This is a genomic window from Methylobacterium sp. J-078 (assembly GCF_022829285.1).
In the GTDB taxonomy this organism is placed as follows: Bacteria; Pseudomonadota; Alphaproteobacteria; order Rhizobiales; family Beijerinckiaceae; genus Methylobacterium.
Window position 1 is genome coordinate 68,362 of sequence record NZ_JAKSYI010000069.1, and the last position, 16,211, is coordinate 84,572.

The 16,211-nt window shown below is 69.1% G+C and carries 14 protein-coding genes; 6 read left to right on the forward strand and 8 right to left on the reverse strand.

The features are described from left to right. Positions 1 to 153: 153 nt before the first annotated feature. Positions 154 to 1,506: a diguanylate cyclase domain-containing protein gene (locus MKK58_RS11095; RefSeq protein WP_243912128.1), complete on the forward strand. Its 1,353-nt coding sequence runs from the start codon at positions 154 to 156 to the stop codon at positions 1,504 to 1,506. On the opposite strand, the gene MKK58_RS11100 is transcribed toward MKK58_RS11095, so the two are convergent. The 3 genes from MKK58_RS11100 to uvrB form a co-directional block, all read right to left on the reverse strand. Next, positions 1,491 to 2,240, reverse strand: coding sequence for a YidB family protein (locus MKK58_RS11100; RefSeq protein WP_243912129.1), 750 nt, complete (start codon positions 2,238 to 2,240; stop codon positions 1,491 to 1,493). The two genes, MKK58_RS11095 and MKK58_RS11100, sit on opposite strands and share 16 nt — an antisense overlap. A 72-nt stretch (positions 2,241 to 2,312) precedes the next feature. Continuing rightward, positions 2,313 to 2,660 carry a hypothetical protein gene (locus MKK58_RS11105; protein WP_243912130.1) on the reverse strand — a complete coding sequence of 116 codons (348 nt, stop codon included), beginning with the start codon at positions 2,658 to 2,660 and terminating at the stop codon, positions 2,313 to 2,315. 80 nt (positions 2,661 to 2,740) lie between these two features. Continuing rightward, complete coding sequence (gene uvrB, locus MKK58_RS11110; RefSeq protein WP_243912131.1) at positions 2,741 to 5,530, reverse strand: excinuclease ABC subunit UvrB; 2,790 nt, start codon at positions 5,528 to 5,530, stop codon at positions 2,741 to 2,743. Positions 5,531 to 5,633: 103 nt separating this feature from the next. Here uvrB and MKK58_RS11115 point away from each other — a divergent pair, with 103 nt between their 5' ends. From MKK58_RS11115 to MKK58_RS11125, 3 genes are all read left to right on the forward strand, one after another. Further along, the gene (locus tag MKK58_RS11115) at positions 5,634 to 7,220 is read left to right on the forward strand and encodes a glycosyltransferase family 61 protein (protein ID WP_243912132.1); all 1,587 of its coding nucleotides are present in this window, start codon (positions 5,634 to 5,636) and stop codon (positions 7,218 to 7,220) included. A 99-nt stretch (positions 7,221 to 7,319) separates the two neighbouring features. Beyond that, positions 7,320 to 7,856: an ankyrin repeat domain-containing protein gene (locus tag MKK58_RS11120; RefSeq protein ID WP_243912133.1), complete on the forward strand. Its 537-nt coding sequence runs from the start codon at positions 7,320 to 7,322 to the stop codon at positions 7,854 to 7,856. 58 nt (positions 7,857 to 7,914) lie between these two features. Beyond that, positions 7,915 to 9,678 carry a pyrroloquinoline quinone-dependent dehydrogenase gene (locus MKK58_RS11125; protein WP_243912134.1) on the forward strand — a complete coding sequence of 588 codons (1,764 nt, stop codon included), beginning with the start codon at positions 7,915 to 7,917 and terminating at the stop codon, positions 9,676 to 9,678. 181 nt (positions 9,679 to 9,859) lie between these two features. On the opposite strand, the gene MKK58_RS11130 is transcribed toward MKK58_RS11125, so the two are convergent. The 4 genes from MKK58_RS11130 to MKK58_RS11145 form a co-directional block, all read right to left on the reverse strand. Continuing rightward, positions 9,860 to 10,747: a DUF3313 domain-containing protein gene (locus MKK58_RS11130; RefSeq protein WP_243912135.1), complete on the reverse strand. Its 888-nt coding sequence runs from the start codon at positions 10,745 to 10,747 to the stop codon at positions 9,860 to 9,862. Positions 10,748 to 11,058: 311 nt separating this feature from the next. Next, positions 11,059 to 11,607 carry a DUF2147 domain-containing protein gene (locus MKK58_RS11135; RefSeq protein ID WP_243912136.1) on the reverse strand — a complete coding sequence of 183 codons (549 nt, stop codon included), beginning with the start codon at positions 11,605 to 11,607 and terminating at the stop codon, positions 11,059 to 11,061. A gap of 126 nt (positions 11,608 to 11,733) precedes the next feature. Continuing rightward, a complete protein-coding gene (locus MKK58_RS11140) occupies positions 11,734 to 12,369 on the reverse strand; it encodes a TetR/AcrR family transcriptional regulator (RefSeq protein ID WP_243912137.1) in 636 nt (211 codons plus the stop codon). Between the two features lie 597 nt (positions 12,370 to 12,966). Next, complete coding sequence (locus MKK58_RS11145; RefSeq protein ID WP_243912138.1) at positions 12,967 to 13,281, reverse strand: hypothetical protein; 315 nt, start codon at positions 13,279 to 13,281, stop codon at positions 12,967 to 12,969. Positions 13,282 to 13,689: 408 nt separating this feature from the next. Here MKK58_RS11145 and MKK58_RS11150 point away from each other — a divergent pair, with 408 nt between their 5' ends. Both MKK58_RS11150 and MKK58_RS11155 read left to right on the forward strand, forming a co-directional pair. Further along, positions 13,690 to 14,112, forward strand: a complete 423-nt coding sequence (locus tag MKK58_RS11150; RefSeq protein WP_243912139.1) for an acyl-CoA thioesterase — start codon at positions 13,690 to 13,692, stop codon at positions 14,110 to 14,112. Continuing rightward, a complete protein-coding gene (locus MKK58_RS11155) occupies positions 14,109 to 15,254 on the forward strand; it encodes an endo-1,4-beta-xylanase (protein ID WP_243912140.1) in 1,146 nt (381 codons plus the stop codon). Before MKK58_RS11150 ends, MKK58_RS11155 begins: the two co-directional genes overlap by 4 nt. 40 nt (positions 15,255 to 15,294) lie before the next feature. Here the strand turns inward: MKK58_RS11155 and MKK58_RS11160 are convergent, their stop codons facing one another. Then, positions 15,295 to 16,203 (reverse strand): alpha/beta hydrolase, encoded by a 909-nt coding sequence (locus MKK58_RS11160; protein WP_243912141.1) that lies wholly within the window; start codon positions 16,201 to 16,203, stop codon positions 15,295 to 15,297. Positions 16,204 to 16,211: the final 8 nt, after the last annotated feature.

The window sequence follows — 16,211 nt, forward strand, 5'->3', positions numbered from 1 at the left end:
AATAGATTTGGTTCACCGGACCTCGACACCCCACCCCGGGCGCGCATGTCTCCCACCGTAAGCAAGGCAGCGGACTGCCCGGAGGACGTTCGGGATCCAGGTGCTGTCACGAGGCATTCAGAACCGCGCTTCGGCGCCATCTGCCGAACGGCGATGGCTCTGTTCACGATGCCCGTCAGCCGCGTCTCGCTGATCGACGCGAATCGTCTCTGGCTGGAGGAGGGGGCCGCCCTTCAATCGGACGAGTTCTATGGCACCGACCTGTTCCGTGACCGCGCGATGCTGTCGAACGATGTCCTGATCGTCGCGGATGCGGCCGGCGATACCCGCTTCCGCGACCCGGTGCCGGACGCGGGGGCGTCCTCGATCCGGTTCTATGCCGGTGCACCGCTCCTGGCGGAAGGCGGCCTCCGGGTCGGCATTCTCTCGGTCATGGACGTCGTGCCGCGCCACTTCAGCGAAGCGGATCGCGCTCGCCTGATCGACCTCGCCTCCGTGCTGAGCGCCCAACTCGCCCTGGAGCGTGCCAACCTCGGCCTGCGCGAGCGCGAGACCCATCATCGGCTCGTCGCCGAGAGCAGCGCCGACATGGTGATCTGGGCGACGCTCGACACGGTTCGGCGCTACGTCTCCCCGGCGGCCGGCGTCCTACTCGGCTACGCTCCAGAGGAGTTGGTTGGAACGAAGTCCCTCGATCAGGTTCATCCGGACGAAGCCGAGGCTTACGGAAAACTCCTGGCTGATCTCTGCGAAGGGCGCATCACACGGAGCGTCGCCTGCCAGCGCTACCGGCGCCGAGACGGGGGCTGGATCTGGGTCGAAGCGATCTTCAAAGTCACCTTCGATCCCGAGGGTCACGCGGCCACGGGCTACGTGGCGGCGATCCGCGACATCACCGAGCGTAAGGAGGCCGAGCACCAGATCGCCCACATGGCCCGCCACGATGCCCTGACCGACCTGGCCAACCGCGTCCTGTTCCGCGAGCGGCTGGTCCAGGAGATCGCGGCGTCCCGGCGCGGCATCAGCGGTTTCGCGGTGCTCTGCCTCGATCTCGACCGCTTCAAGGCGGTGAACGACAGTCTGGGTCACCAGGTCGGCGACGTCGTGCTGCGCATCGTGGGGCAGCGCCTGCGCGCGCTGCTACGGGCGGAAGACACGGTCGGGCGCATCGGTGGCGACGAGTTCATGATCATCCAGACCGGTCCCCTGGTCACCAGCAGCATCCGCAACCTCACACGCCGCATCATCGACACAATCGCCGAACCGATCACGATCGCGAACGAGCCCATCGTGGTAGGGGTCAGCATCGGGGTGGCGATGGCGCCCCGTGATGGCCTCGACCCCGACACGCTGTGTCGTAACGCCGACATGGCCCTGCTGGAGGCCAAGCGGACCGGGCGAAACACGTTCCGCTACTACGAGGCCAGCATGCGCTTCGGCTCGCTGGCCTCGGGCGACTCCGATGCGGCCTCCGAATCGCCCGCGCCTCGTCACCAGCCGCGCTGATCTTCCCCGGTCGGTCGACGGCCCTGCGGAGTCAGGGCATTGATGACCTGCGGCAGGGCTTGAGAGAGCTGGGCCAGGAGATCGTCGCGATTGAGGCCGGTACGCTGTTCCAGGGCGCCGACGGTTTCGGGTCCGAGGGCATCGGCGAGACGGTTGGGTTCGACGGGCCGGTTCTCACCATGGCCGATCCACGATTCCATCACATCGCCGAGGCCGCCGCGCTGAAACCGATCGATGAGCCCATCGAGACCGCCGCGGCCGTCGCTCGGCTCGTGATCCAGATGGGCGTAGGGACCCGCGCCGGGATCGCGCTCACGCCCCGTGCTCCGATCGCCGGGCCCGTCCAGCATACCGGACAGGTCGCTGAAATCGCCCTCGCGGGACCGAGGACCTGAATCGGCCTCGCCACGGTCCCATCCCGATCCGGGACGCTCCCCTGGATCCTGGCCGAACCCGCCCATGTCGCCGTCGTCGTGACGGCGCGGCGGGGGCCCCTCCTGGTGACGCCCGCCGCCCAGGAGATCACCCAGGCCGCCGGCCCCCTTCGACATCAGCAGCATCAGGAGCGCCTGAACGATGGGCGACATCGCCCCGCCGAGTCCGCCACCGAGCCCACCGCCGCCTTGACCACCGCCGCCTTGACCACCACCGCCCTGGCCGCCTCGCTCGGGCTCGCGCCCGCCTCCGAGCACCTGACCGAGAACGCCGCCGATGACCTGATCGAGGAGACCCATGACCGATTCCTTCCCTGTGATTATGCTCTCGACACATGCCGACGCGACATCCGTCGGTCCGACGTGCCGTGCTCAGTCGCGGCGCGTACCGCCCGTCGCTGCCCGGTCGCTGGCCGGCAGGTGATCGAGGGGGTTCGTACGGGTCCGCGTCTTCGGGTCGGAGGCCACGATGGTGGTGCTGGAGGAGATTGCCTTCGGTGGCGCGACCTGTCCGGTCGGCCGGTCTGCGGCGGCACCGGTCCGGCCCGGGATCGTGGCGGGGGTCGGCTGGTCGTTCGGGTTTGCCACGCTCTGCGCTGCGGCCGGCGTCACGAGGGGCGCGACGACGAGACCGGATACGGCGGAGATGGCCAGAGCGCCGAGGAACAGTGAGGTCACTGCGCCCCCGGCGCGGGGACGGAACGGGCGAGGCGTGGTCACGGGACACTCTCCTGGGTCGGCCGGGCACGTATTGCCCAACCAAGCCCCGGTCCTACCGTGCGGTTCCGCCGTCTCCGCGCTCAGCTCCGCTTTCGGCCGCCGCCACCCTTGTATTTCGGCTTCTGCCCGCCGAGCCCCTGCGTCGAGCGCGCCTTCGGGCGCTCCTGCCAGACCGGCGCGCCGACGGGCAGTTCACGGTCGGTGCCCGGGCCCATGTTGTCCAGCGTCGGCTTGGAGATGCGGCTCTGCTTCGAGCCGAAGCGCCCGGCCTCCCGCTCGATATCGCCCTGGCGGGCCATGGGATCGTCCGAGACAAGCAGTTCGGTGGCCTGGAGGCGCTTGAGCTCGTCGCGCAGGCGCGCCGCTTCCTCGAAGTCGAGGTCGGCGGCCGCCGTGCGCATCCGCTTCTCGAGGTCGGCCATGACCGCCTTGAGGTTGTGGCCGATGGTGACGGCGTTCTTGGCGAGTCCGGTATCGACCTGCACGTGGTCGCGCTCGTAGACGCTGTCGAGAATATCGGCGATGCCGCGCTTCACGCTCTGGGGCGTGATGCCGTGTTCCTCGTTGTAGGCGAGCTGCTTGGTGCGCCGACGCTCGGTCTCCGCCATCGCCCGCTCCATCGAGCCGGTGACCTGATCGGCGTAGAGGATGCAGCGGGCCTCCGCGTTGCGGGCCGCGCGGCCGATGGTCTGGACCAGCGAGGTCTCCGAGCGCAGGAAGCCCTCCTTGTCGGCGTCGAGGATGGCCACCAGGGCGCATTCCGGGATGTCGAGGCCCTCGCGGAGCAGGTTGATGCCGATCAGGACATCGAAGGCGCCGAGCCGGAGATCGCGGATGATCTCGATGCGCTCGAGGGTGTCGATGTCCGAGTGCATGTAGCGCACGCGCACCGAGTTCTCGTGCAGGTACTCGGTCAGGTCCTCGGCCATGCGCTTGGTCAGCGTCGTCACCAGCGTCCGGTACCCGGCCTGAGCGACCTCGCGGACCTCGCCCAGGAGGTCGTCCACCTGGGAGCGGGCGGGCCGGATCTCGATCACCGGGTCGACGAGGCCGGTGGGGCGGATGACCTGTTCGGCGAAGACGCCGCCGGTCTGTTCCATCTCCCACTTCGCCGGCGTCGCCGAGACGTGGATCGTTTGCGGGCGCATGGCGTCCCATTCCTCGAACCGCAGGGGACGGTTGTCGAGACAGGAGGGCAGGCGGAAGCCGTACTCGGCCAGCGTCGCCTTGCGGCGGAAGTCGCCCTTGTACATGCCGCCGATCTGCGGAACCGTGACGTGGCTCTCGTCGGTGAAGACCAGGGCGTTGTCCGGCAGGTACTCGAACAAGGTCGGCGGCGGCTCGCCGGGTTTTCTGCCGGTCAGATATCGCGAATAATTCTCGATGCCGTTGCAGGCGCCCGTGGCCTCGATCATCTCGATGTCGAAGGTGCAGCGCTGCTCGATGCGCTGAGCCTCGATGAGGCGGCCCATCTTCGTCAGTTCGTCGACCCGCAGCTTCAGCTCGGTCTTGATGCCCTTCACTGCCTGCTGGAGGGTGGGACGCGGCGTGACGTAGTGCGAGTTGGCGTAGACCTTCACGAACTTGAGGTCGTTGATCTTCTTGCCGGTGAGCGGATCGAACTCGGTGATCGATTCGACCTCGTCGCCGAACAGGCCGATGCGCCAGCCGCGATCGTCGAGGTGGGCGGGCCAGAGTTCGATGACGTCGCCGCGCACCCGGAAGGTGCCGCGGGCGAAATCCGACTGGATGCGCTTGTACTGGAGCGCCACGAGGTCGGCGATGAGCTGGCGCTGTTCGATCTTCTCCTCGAGCGACACCGTGAACGACATGGCGGTGTAGGTCTCCACCGAGCCGATGCCGTAGATGCACGAGACCGAGGCCACGAGGATCACGTCGTCGCGCTCCAGGAGGGCGCGGGTGGCGGCGTGGCGCATCCGGTCGATCTGCTCGTTGATCGAGGATTCCTTCTCGATGAAGGTGTCCGAGCGCGGCACGTAGGCCTCGGGCTGATAGTAGTCGTAGTAGGAGACGAAGTACTCGACTGCATTGTCGGGGAAGAAGCTCTTGAACTCGCCGTAGAGCTGCGCCGCCAGGGTCTTGTTCGGCGCCAGGATCAGGGCGGGGCGCTGCGTCTCGGCGATGATCTTGGCCATGGTGAAGGTCTTGCCGGAACCAGTGACGCCCAGAAGCACCTGATCGCGCTCGGCCTTGCGCACGCCGTCCACCAGTTCGGCGATGGCGCGGGGCTGGTCGCCGGCCGGCTCGAACTCGGATTTGAGCGTGAAGGCCAGGCCGCCTTCGGACTTCTTCGGCCGCTCTGGGCGATGGGGCGTCCAGGTCTTGCCGTCCCTGAACAGCGGATTGCCCTCGGTGAGCAGGCGCGAGAGCGCATCCACCGTGGCGGAGACACCGTCGCTGGCCAGCGAAGTGTCGTCCTCGGCCAGGGCAGCTCCCTCCGGCAGCGGGCCATCCTCGGGCGGGGTGAGGCCGAGGGCCTGGGCGAGGCGCGGGTCGACATCGGCGGCCTCGGCGTGCATGAACGCCGCCTGCGGGGCCTCGGCCATTCCGGTCGGCGCTGGGGCCGCCTTCCGGCCACGACCCGGCGGCTTTCCGCCTGGCCGCGCCTGGACCGGCTCCGGCAGTGGCAAGCGGTTCCGGTTCAGCGCGGGGCTGAGCAGGGCGGCCAAATGCTCGTCGAGCGGCTGCAACTCCGGCTTCGCGGCCTTGGAGTTCGGCGTCCTGCCGCCCGGGACCTTGGCGGTGGAGACCTTGGCGTCGGAGGCTTGGGTATCGGAGACTTGGGCGCCGGATCGTCTGGCGCGCGAATGCGTCTCGGATGCGTCGCGGGGCTTCTTCGGAGTCGGCATGGTGCAAGTATGGTTCCTGGCCTCCGCTTGGAAAAGGGCCCGGAGCGGCAAGATCTGGTCTCGGTTCCGGTCCGCCCCGGCGGACGGGCGGGCACGGGGCGATTTGGCGCGCCTCCTCCCGACGCCTCCGGTGCTGGCGCTGGCCACGCAATCGGGCGCGATGCTGATCCTCTGCGATCGGATCGATCCCGACCTGTTGAACTTCCAGGCCCATTTCGTCCACACCGCGATCTGCCTCGTGACCGGAAATCCCACCCTGGCGGACGCGGCACCGCCGGGGATCACCGTCGCCTGCGGTGACATCGGCGACCGGCGCTGGCTGCGGTCCCTCGCTGCGTTCCACGGCCCGAACCTCATCATCGATCAGCGCGACCGCGGAGCGGTCGCCCACGCTTGGGCGCTCACGGTGCTGCACGGTGCACTCGCACGGGGTGGCGTGTACGCCGTGCGCGCCAGGGCCTTTCCGGGGGAACGCCGCGCCGGTCCCACGCCCCTGAACCCCATCCTCGAACGCCGATTCGCGACGGCCGGGCTCCTGCCCGCCGAGGACGACCCGAACCAGCGCCGCGCGGGCTACCGCCTGTTCGTCAAACCCGCTTCGGGGCCGACGCCGATCCGCGTCAGGCCGGCGGCGGAGATCCCCGCGCCGCCGGCGGTCATGATCGAGGCCCCGGCCTATCGGCGCCCGGCCGCGGAGATCATCGACGCCCCACCCTGGATCGACGAGACGGTGGTGCACTACGCTGGACGCGAGGTCACGCCACCCGAGGCCCGCGTCTATCGCTACCGCGACGCCGTCGTGTTCGGGTACGGCATCGTCCAGGTCGGCGACACCATCGTCGACGAGAGCCTGATCAATCGCGACCGCACCGACTTCCTGGGGGCCCTGTCCCTGCAGGCGGACGGAACCGGGCAGGTCCATCACACCCTGCCGCGCCCGCGCCGGATCGCCGGGCGCACGGTGCACCTGTGGCAGATGTGGGGTGAGAATTACGGGCACTGGCTCATCGAATGCCTGCCCCGGCTGCACCTCGCCCACCGCGCCGGGCTCCTCGACGGGGCCAAGGTCACCGTTCAGGCATCGATCGCCATGGAGCCGATCTACCGGCAATCCCTGGCGGTGCTGGGCATCGGCTCGGACCGGATCGTTCGGCTCAACCACCGGGAAGTCGTCTTCGAGGAACTGGTCTACCCGACCCCGATCACCCGGCAGCCCTTCGTCAAGTCGCCCCTGGTGATCGATGCGGCCTTCGACATGCGCGACCGGATCGGACCGCCGCCGGAACCGCTCTCCGAACGGATCTACGTCAGCCGCAACCGGAGCGGCCGGCGCCGCCTCGCCAACGAGGATGCGGTGATCGCCCTCCTGCGCGAGCGCGGCTATCGGGTTGTGCATCCCGAGACGGAGAGCTTCACGCGGCAGGTCCAGATCTTCGCGGCCGCGCGCTTCGTCGTCGGCAGCATGGGCGCGGCCCTGAGTAACCTCGCCTTCGCGCCGCAGGGCGTCCGCTGCCTGATGCTCACCAACCGGGACATGCTGGACGACTTCTTCCTCGACCTGGTCGGGCTGAAGGAAGGCACCTACGTCTCCCTCCACGGCACCAGCCTGGCGCCCGACCAGGGCATGCATTCCGACTACACCATCGCGATCGATGCGCTCCGCGCGGTCCTCGACCGCCACGCCCTCTGAGGGCGAAGCCGGGCGGCAATTCCTCGACTCTCGGCCGGACAGACATAGATTCGCCCTGCCCCGGGCTCCGGGACTCCTGGAACAGCAGCGGACATCCCGATGGACACCGACGCCCCGCAGAAGCCGGAACTCGACGCCGAAACCCTGGCCTTCGCTGGTCGGGTCTTCCAGTACGCCCGCATGGGCCACGCGGCGGAACTGGCCGACCTGTTCGGGCAGGGCCTCCCGGCCAACCTCTGCAACGACAAGGGCGACAGCCTGCTGATGCTCGCCGCCTATAACGGGCAGGGCGAGACCGCGCGGGTGATCCTGGAGAATGGCGGCGACCCGGAACTCGCCAACGTGCGTGGCCAGACGCCCCTCGCCGGCGCGGCCTTCAAGGGCGACCTCGACATGGCGGCGCTCCTCCTCGCCCATGGGGCGCAGGTGGACGGCACGGGCAGCGGCACGCGCACGGCCCTGATGACGGCGGCGATGTTCAACCGCACCGACATGGTGGCCCTTCTCTTAGCGCACGGGGCCGATCCCGACCTTCGCGACGGCGCCGGCCTCACCGCCGCCGAGATGGCTCAGTCGATGGGGGCCGCCGACACGCCCCTGCAACTGGCCACGGCAAAGCGATCGCCTGCCGACTGAACCAGGGCAGGTTGACGGAGCGCGCGATCACGGCGCGGCCATGCGAAGGAAAAAACCGATGCGCATCAGACATGCCGCCGCCGTCGCGGCACTCCTCGCGGGCGCCGCGTCGGGACCGGTCCTGGCCGAGGACTGGCCGATGTTCGGGCGCGACCACACCAACCAGCACTTCTCGCCCCTGACGCAGATCGACCGGTCCACCGTGAAGGGCCTTCGCCCGGCCTGGATCTTCCAGACCGGGATCACCGGCTATTTCCAGGCCGAGCCGGTGGTGGTCGGCACCACCCTGTACGTCTCGACCACCCAGAACCACGTGGCGGCCCTCGACGCGCGCAGCGGCCGGGTCCTCTGGACTTACGTGCACAAGGCGCGGACGGAGAAGATCTTCGGGCCGCCCTCGAACCGGGGCGTCGCGGTCTCGGACGGAAAGGTCTTCGAGGCGACCATGGACGGCCGGGTGATCGCCCTCGACGCCGCCACGGGCAAGGTGCTGTGGGATCACGAGGCCGTACGGCCGGAGGAGGGCGAGTCGGAGACCGCCTCGGCCCTGGCGGACACCCTCGGGGCCAACGGGGTGCAGGGCTCGAGCCGGCTCGGGTTCAAGATGCCGCCGCTCGTCGCCGACGGCCTCGTCATCGTGGGCGTGGCAGGTGCGGGCTACGGCCTTCACGTGGAAGACGCCAAGGGCGGCCTCGACGGGGGCGCCGTCGTCGGCATCGAGGGCGGCTACGGCCGACGCGGCTGGCTCGCCGCCTACGACGCGGCCACGGGCGCCGAGCGCTGGCGCTGGTACGTCACCAAGGCGGATGGCTGGGAGGGCGATTTTTCCGCCACCACACCGGACGGCGTCGCGCTCCACCGCGACATCGCCGCCGAGAAGGCCGCCGCTCCCGCGCACCGCGAGGCCTGGCGGGTCGGCGGCGGGTCCCTCTGGATGACGCCGGCCTACGACAAGGATCTCGGGCTGATCTATGTCGGCACCGGCAATCCGGCGCCCCAGAATTTCGGTCTCTCACGGCCGGGCGACAACCTCTACACGATGAGCCTCGTCGCCCTCGACGTCCGGACCGGGCACTTGCGCTGGTACTACCAGCAGGTCCCCCACGACGAGTGGGGCTACGACGTGGCGAGCCCCCCCTTCCTCCTCGACCAGCCGACGCCGAAGGGCCTCGTGAAAGCCGTGGCGCAGGGCTCGAAGACGGGCTGGATCTACGTGCACGACCGGGCGACCGGAGAACTGCTGACCCGGTCCGAGCCCCTGATCACGCAGAAGAACCTCTACGCGCCGCCGACTGAAGCCGGAACCGTGGTGAGTCCCGGCCCCCTCGGGGCGATCTCCTGGCACCCCGTGGCGTACGACGCGCGGAGCGGCTCGGCCTTCGCCCAGGTTCGCCACGGGGCCACGACCTACGTGGTGAAGACCGTGCCGGCGACATCCGAGCGCCCGGCCATCCGCTACACCGAGACGACCGAGGCGAAGGGTGAGCCCAGCTTCAGCACCCTGACGGCGGTGGATCTGGCCCGGGGCGGCGCGATCAAGTGGTCGGTGCGGGGCGGGAGTCGGCTTTCCGGGGGTACGCTGGCCACGGCCGGCGGCCTCGTCTTCTCCGGCGAGGAGGACGGACATCTCGACGCCCACGATGCGGAGACCGGCGCGGTCCTGTGGCGCTTCCAGTGCGGGGCCGGCATCGGCGGCCCCCCGATCACCTATTCCCTCGACGGCCGGCAGTACGTGGCCGTCGCGGCCGGCGGCGCCTCGTTCACCAAGGGGGCCGGCTTCGGCACGGGCGATGCCCTCGTGGTGTTCGCGCTGCCGGATTGATGGCCGGGCCGCGGTGATCGTGGACCGTTGCCCGGAGGGAGCGTGTCCCGAGGGCTATCCGACCGGCACCCCGAAGCCACCGGCCGACCGCGCCCGCGACGCCGCCGCTGGCATGGAAGCCGAGGGACGGTGCCGATGTCGCGTCAAATCCTGCTCCGGACCTTGAACCGGCGAGCGCGCATCACGGTGTCTTAGGTTCCTCGGTCCTGGCATCGCTCCATTCCGGCGGCACGCCAATCTGATTCGCAACGACCCCCGCGAGGCCCGGGCCACGGCCGAAGGCTTCGCAGGCCGAGTATCGTAGGGCCATGCCGAGGGCGAGACCCATCCTGTCGGATGTCGGCCAGGAGCCCATGCGGCCGAACGGGCTTTCCCCATCGACGAGAAGCTCGCTGAAATCCTCCCCGAACTTGCCCGCGAGGGTGTAGGCGTCGCCGACGTCGGAGACGGTGGCCGCCGAGGCGAGGATCTCCGCACCGCGCGCCCAGACCATCGCGGCCTTCTGTCCGCCCCTGGGGTCGCGTGCCTCGGCCTCGATCGAGAGGCTTCCCAATCCGAAGGGCAGGCGAGGTACGGGGCCGCTGGCACCGAAGGCCATGGGTGTGACGGCGAGTCCCTTGGAGACACCCGCGTAGACCTTGTCGGTGAGTTCGATCTCGCCGACGACGGCGTGCACCGTCAGGTCGGCCGGGCGCCCAGGGCCGACCATCTCGAACCGCGAACTGAGGTTGGCGCAGAGTGCGCGATCGACGGCGTTCGACACCAGTTTGCGCTGATCGTCCGTGAGCGGAGCCCCCGACGCTTTCCGGGAGAACGTCGTCGGCACCACCCGCACGGTACGCGCTGCCTTCACCGCCGGCGCGTCGACATGGACGAGGGCCTTCGTGACGAGCCCGTCCGAGACCTTCAGGCTATCATAGGAGCGCAGGGACCCCGCCTGCTGCAGGGAAACCTCCTGGCAACCGGCCGAGAGCCCGAGCGGAGCGAGGACCAGCGCGCGCCCGACCAAGCGATGCGCGAGGCGTTTCACGGTTGTGCCGGCATCGCCGGTCTCATGCGTCTGAAGCATTTTCGGAGCACCTATCTGGTTGGTCTTGCGCGGTCGGTCTTGCGCTGCCCCTGCACCGACACGGTGCTCGCGAAGCGCGAAGTTTGTCGGGGTGAGATCCGGCTGATGGCCAAAAGCCGTGGCGACGTCGCGTGAGCGACCGGCCAGCCGAGGCGAAGGGGGGGCGTTCTCCGCTGCGGCCAACCGGTGCCAACCGCGGGGCCTCACGAGGCCTCACGGATCCGAGAAAAGGGGTTTTGCGTCACCTGCATCGCCGGTGGGCGGCAGGTGAGGCTCATGGCCGGCACGAGCGAACGTCCGGATCGAAAGGCCTAGTCCGGTGCGGCGCGCCTCGCCGTCGCCGGATGCGGAGGGGCCCATTCCGGGTCTGCGCGTGGCCCGTTCGGCTGGTCCGTCGACGCCGCGAGTTGGCCGGGTAGGATGTCCGTGGCCCGCTTCCAGGTCTGCGTTCCGCACAGCACCGCGAACATGCATCCTTCCACCGAGAGTTCGTCGGTGTTCTTGCTCCAGACCGTGACGTCGTACGGCTGGCCGTCATCGGCGTTGTAGATCTTGCCCACGTGGCGGCCGTCCCGGCCGGGTTCGAGCCCCAGGATCATCTGGTGTCCCAGCACGGGCCGGCCGCGTTTCCGACGATCGGGATTCTTGCTGTCGGTCGCCGCTTCGCGAATCCACACGATATAGCCGCAGAGATGCCGGTCACGGGGACCGCACCGCTCGGTGCGGACGCGGGCGCGACCATCCTCGGTGATCCAGGTTCCGGTGGGATGGATCGGGGCCGCGGAGCCGACCCTCATGGTGCCGATGGCGGCCAACGCGATGAGTGCCGTCGTGGCGAGGCGCGGGAAGATCATCGTCATCGGTCGAGGTCTCCCATTGGTTCGGGCAGCCGTCCGCAATCCCGCACGCCGCGTGGAGCGGGCTGGCGCCGGAGGGGAACGACGGATCGGTGCGAGGGCCGGCGGTTCAGATGCCGGGAGCGAAGATCAGGGGTCGGTGGGCTCGCGCCGGGATTCGACCGATAGACGGCCGGCGAGGCCCGCATCGAGCAGGGCGTGGACCTGGGCGAGGAACGGCCCGGTATCGAAATCGGGATAGGCGGCCTTGCAGACGATGATGCCCTTCAGGAGGGAACTGATCGCTCCGTAGAGCGCGACCGGATCGCAATCCGGTGAGGTCGCCAGGGCCGCCAGGGTCCCGATGAACCACTTGGAGCCCTCCTCGTGGTGCTCGCGCAGGATCGCTTCGATCTCGCGGTTGCGCGTGGCCTCCGACCAGAGTTCGACGCGCAGGATGGCGGACTCGCGCGTAATCTTCAGGTGGTAATAGGCAATGATGTTCATCAGGGAGGCGCGCTTGTCGCCCGCCTCCTCGAAACGCGCGATGCGCTCCATCGCGCGGCGCCTTTCGCGCTCGGCCATCGAGACGAGAATGACCTCCTTCGAGACGAAGTAGCGATAGATGTTGGGTGAACTCATCGACGCCTCGCGGGCGATGTCCTGCATGGTCGTGCGGTGGAAGCCGCCGCGCACGAAGCACACCTCCGCCGCATCCAGGATCCCTTCCTGACGCGCGGTGAAGGCCTGCGACGGCTTCTGTGCGGGGCTGCCGAGAGCACTCATCGTAAGGGTCCGATCCAGGTCACGGACAGGCCGTGCCAGACGGCCCGTCGGCGGAAAGTTGCAATTCCGGAGGAAGACGACGTTGCCGCCGCCCGGTTCCGACCCGGGCCCTTCACCGGCATCCTCGGTCCGGAGCGGCCGATTCATCGCGAATTCGCGGGCCGTCGACATGCCTCCGGCGGTCTCGGCAGAACTACCACAGTGAGCGATCGTCATCATGTGCGATCCTTCCTCGATATCGAATGTCGTGCGTCGGCTTCGTCGGGAGGCATCGGTGTTCGGATGCACGTGCGACCCGGCAGGGCCACGGCGTCCTTGATCGGGAATTCCCGGAGAACAGATCGGGGAATGGACCCGGGAGTGAGGCTTAACGGGTCGGACCGGCCGAGTTTTCGTGGCTGCGTGCCGGACGGGTCTCTTCGTCGATGTTCGCGCCACTGAAGCAGGCCATGAGGACGCCGACGACGAGCACGGCCAGGATCACGCAGACCGCGCGGTCGGAAACCCGAACCCCTTCGCCCGCTTCCTGGTGCTCCCGCGTTTCATGACGGTCCGGCGCGGCGGATCTCGATGATGCGGGGCGGCCTCGGTGGGGGATCACGGTCGCCCGATCCGGTCGGGACGGATCGAGGATGCCGTGTGCGCGGCGAACCGAGGTTGGATGATCCGGTCCGGGTCGTTCTTCAGAACCGAGAAGACGAACAGGTCGGCGACATGACGTCCGATGAGTGACTCCATGCGCCGGATCGGCTCCACCGCGACGAGGCAACACGCCGTCGTCGCCAGGATCATTCCGCGTAGGGCCAGACGCCCAATGACGCCGTTTCGATGCAGAGATCCGGTCTCGCGCGGCGAAAGAATGAATGGGTGCCAGGAATGACGCTGGGCCTCCCTCGATTTGCCTTCGGACATCTTGGTTGCTCTCCAACACCGATCGGAGGCCCGCCTTCAGATGAAGAGGCCGTCACGTGACGGAGCCCATGATCGACGACCCGGGGTGCAAGTCGGCGATCGCTGCTCTCTCGAGCCGCAAACACTGATAGTGAACGGTCATTATCGTGTCAATCCTGATACACCGCCGGAATCTTCCAGTCTGGGATTTTGCTGTTCCGGCGTGTGCCGGCACACCGGGAAGCCGATAGAAAGGTAGGGGAGGAGTCGTGGCTCCGCCCAAGCGGGAGGGACCGTGGGCGGCATTCCCCGAGTCGCGCGACTCGCTGCGCGGTCCGCTGTTCGCGGCCGAAAGGATGTGACATGGGGACACGGGCGGCGCGCGGCTTGCGTCGGCCGGCCCGTCGCAACTCGAGATCGCACCGCGCCATGACCATCGACGCTTCCGAACCGCGCCAGCCCGACGACCGCGGACCGCCGGTGGTGCGCACCATCGCCATGCCGGCCGACACCAACCCGGCGGGCGACATTTTCGGCGGCTGGCTCATGGGCCAGATGGATCTGGCCGCCGGCAACATCGCCGCCCGGCGCTCGCGTGGGCGCTGCGCGACCATTTCGGTGGAAGCGATGACCTTCCACCGCCCGGTGATCGTCGGCGACGAGGTCAGCATCTACGCCTGGATCGTGCGCGTCGGACGCACTTCGATGCGCATCCAGGTCGAGGTCTGGCGCCGCGAGCGCGAGGGCGAGGAGACCATGAAGGTGACGGAGGGGCTGTTCACCTTCGTGGCCATCGGCGCCGACCGCCGTCCCAGGGTGATCCCGCCCGAGCGGCCGACGGTCGAGGCGTGAACCGCACCGACCCCTCGCGCCGCCTCGTTCTGGCCGGCGCACTGGGCGCGCTGGCGCCCGGACTTTCGGCGGCAGCGCCTGCGTCCCCGTCCTGGTCGGCGGATTCCCTGAACGCGGCGGCGGCGCGCAAGGGGGTCGCCTACGGGTCGGCCGTGAACGGCGTAACCCTCCGCCAGTTGCCCGCCTACGGGCAGGCGCTCGCCCGCGAGGCCGGCATCCTCGTGTCCGAGAATGCGATGAAGCTGACCTATGCGTGGCCTGCGCCGGACGCCCTCGGCTTCGCCTACGCGGACGAGGTCGTGGCCTTCGCGGAGGGGAACCGTCAGCGCATGCGCGGACACACCCTGGTCTGGCACGAGGGCCTGCCCGCCTGGGTGGGCGAGCGCCTTGCAACCGGGCAGGGCGAGGCCTTCCTGCGCCGCTGGATTGGCGCGATGGCGGGCCGCTACAGGGGCCGGATCGAGGCCTGGGACGTGGTCAACGAGATCTGCGGTCCCCAGGACAGTCGCCCCGACGGCCTGCTCCGGACACCCTGGCTCGCGGCCCTCGGCCCGCGCTTCATCGATCTGGCCTTCCGCATCCAGCACGAGGTCGATCCGCGCGCGGCCGGCGTCTGGAACGAGAACGATCTCGAACTCGACGCGGACTGGATCGACCGGCGCCGGGTCATGGTGCTCAGGACCCTGGAAGGGCTGCGCGCGCGCGGAGTGCCGATCCGTCGCCTCGGGCTGCAGGGCCACCTCTACGCCAAGCACCCGCTGAATCAGGAAAAATTCCGGCGCTTCCTGCGCGAGGTCGCGGCTTTCGGCCTCGCCATCGAGGTCACGGAATTCGACATCAACGACAAGGATTACCCCGCCGACCTCACCGTCCGGGATCGGGCGGTCTCGGATCTCGCCCGGCGCTTCCTCGACGTGGTGCTGGACGAGCCGGCCGTGCTCAACGTGCTGACCTGGGACATCACCAACCGCAACAGCTGGCTCAACGCCAACCCCGAGCGTCGACGCGCCGACGGCTTGGTGCAGCGCGCGCTGCCCCTCGACGAGGCGATGGCGCGCACCCCCCTCTGGCACGCGATGCACCGCGCCTTCTCGGACGCGCCCGACCATCGCAAGGCCCGCGACCTCCTACGCAAGGCGTAGGGGGGCGTCGCCTGGAGTTGGCGCCGCCGGGCCGACGCAATCAGTTGGCGAGCATCCGGGCCTGCTGCGGGCGCTCGCCCGCCTGCTGGCGCAGGAAGGCCGCCATCTCGGCGAGTTCCGGCGCTTTAGATCGGAAGGTGACCGAGAGCGCCAGCAGCGTGTCGGAATGGTCGAGGCCCGGATAGATCCGCTCCTGCACGGGCACGCGGGCTTCCCGCAGGCGGGCGGCGAGGTTGCGGGTGTTGGAGGGCCGCACGATGGTGTCGCCGTCGCCCGAGGCAAGGAAAGCCGGCGGCGAGCGCGGACCCGCGAAGGTGATGGGCTGGGTCGCGGCCTTGTCGGAGGCTTGGCCGAACACCTCAGTCGCGGTCCCGGCATCGAGGGGCAGGAAGTCGTACGGCCCCGAGAGTCCCGCCACCGCGCGCACCGCCCGGGGATCGACCCCCGCGCGGCGCAGGTAGCGTGGATCGAGCCCGAGCATCACGGCGTTGTAGGCGCCCGCGGAGTGACCGGCGAGCACGATCCGCCGCGGATCGCCCCCATAGGCGGCGATGTTGGCCTCCACCCAAGCGATGGCCTGGGCGCCGTCGTCGAGGAAGTCGGGGAACTTCACCTCGGGGTAGAGGCGATAATCCGGCAGCACCGTCACGAAGCCCTGCGCGGCCAGCGCCTGGCCGACGAAGGCATAATCTTCCTTCGCGCCATTCTTCCAGGAGCCGCCGTAGAAGAACACCAGCACGGGGGCACTGCCTGTTGCCGCCACCGGCGTGAACACGTCGAGGCGCTGGCGCGGATGCGAACCGAAGGCGGCGTTCTTCAGGCTCAGACGGCCGCCATCGTCCCGGGGACCGATCGCGTCGAAGAAGGCGAGCGGCGAGCAGGCCGTGATGCCGAGCGCGACGAGCGCAAGACCGATGAAGCTGGCGAGGACGGCGAGAACCCGGGTCATGCATCTCT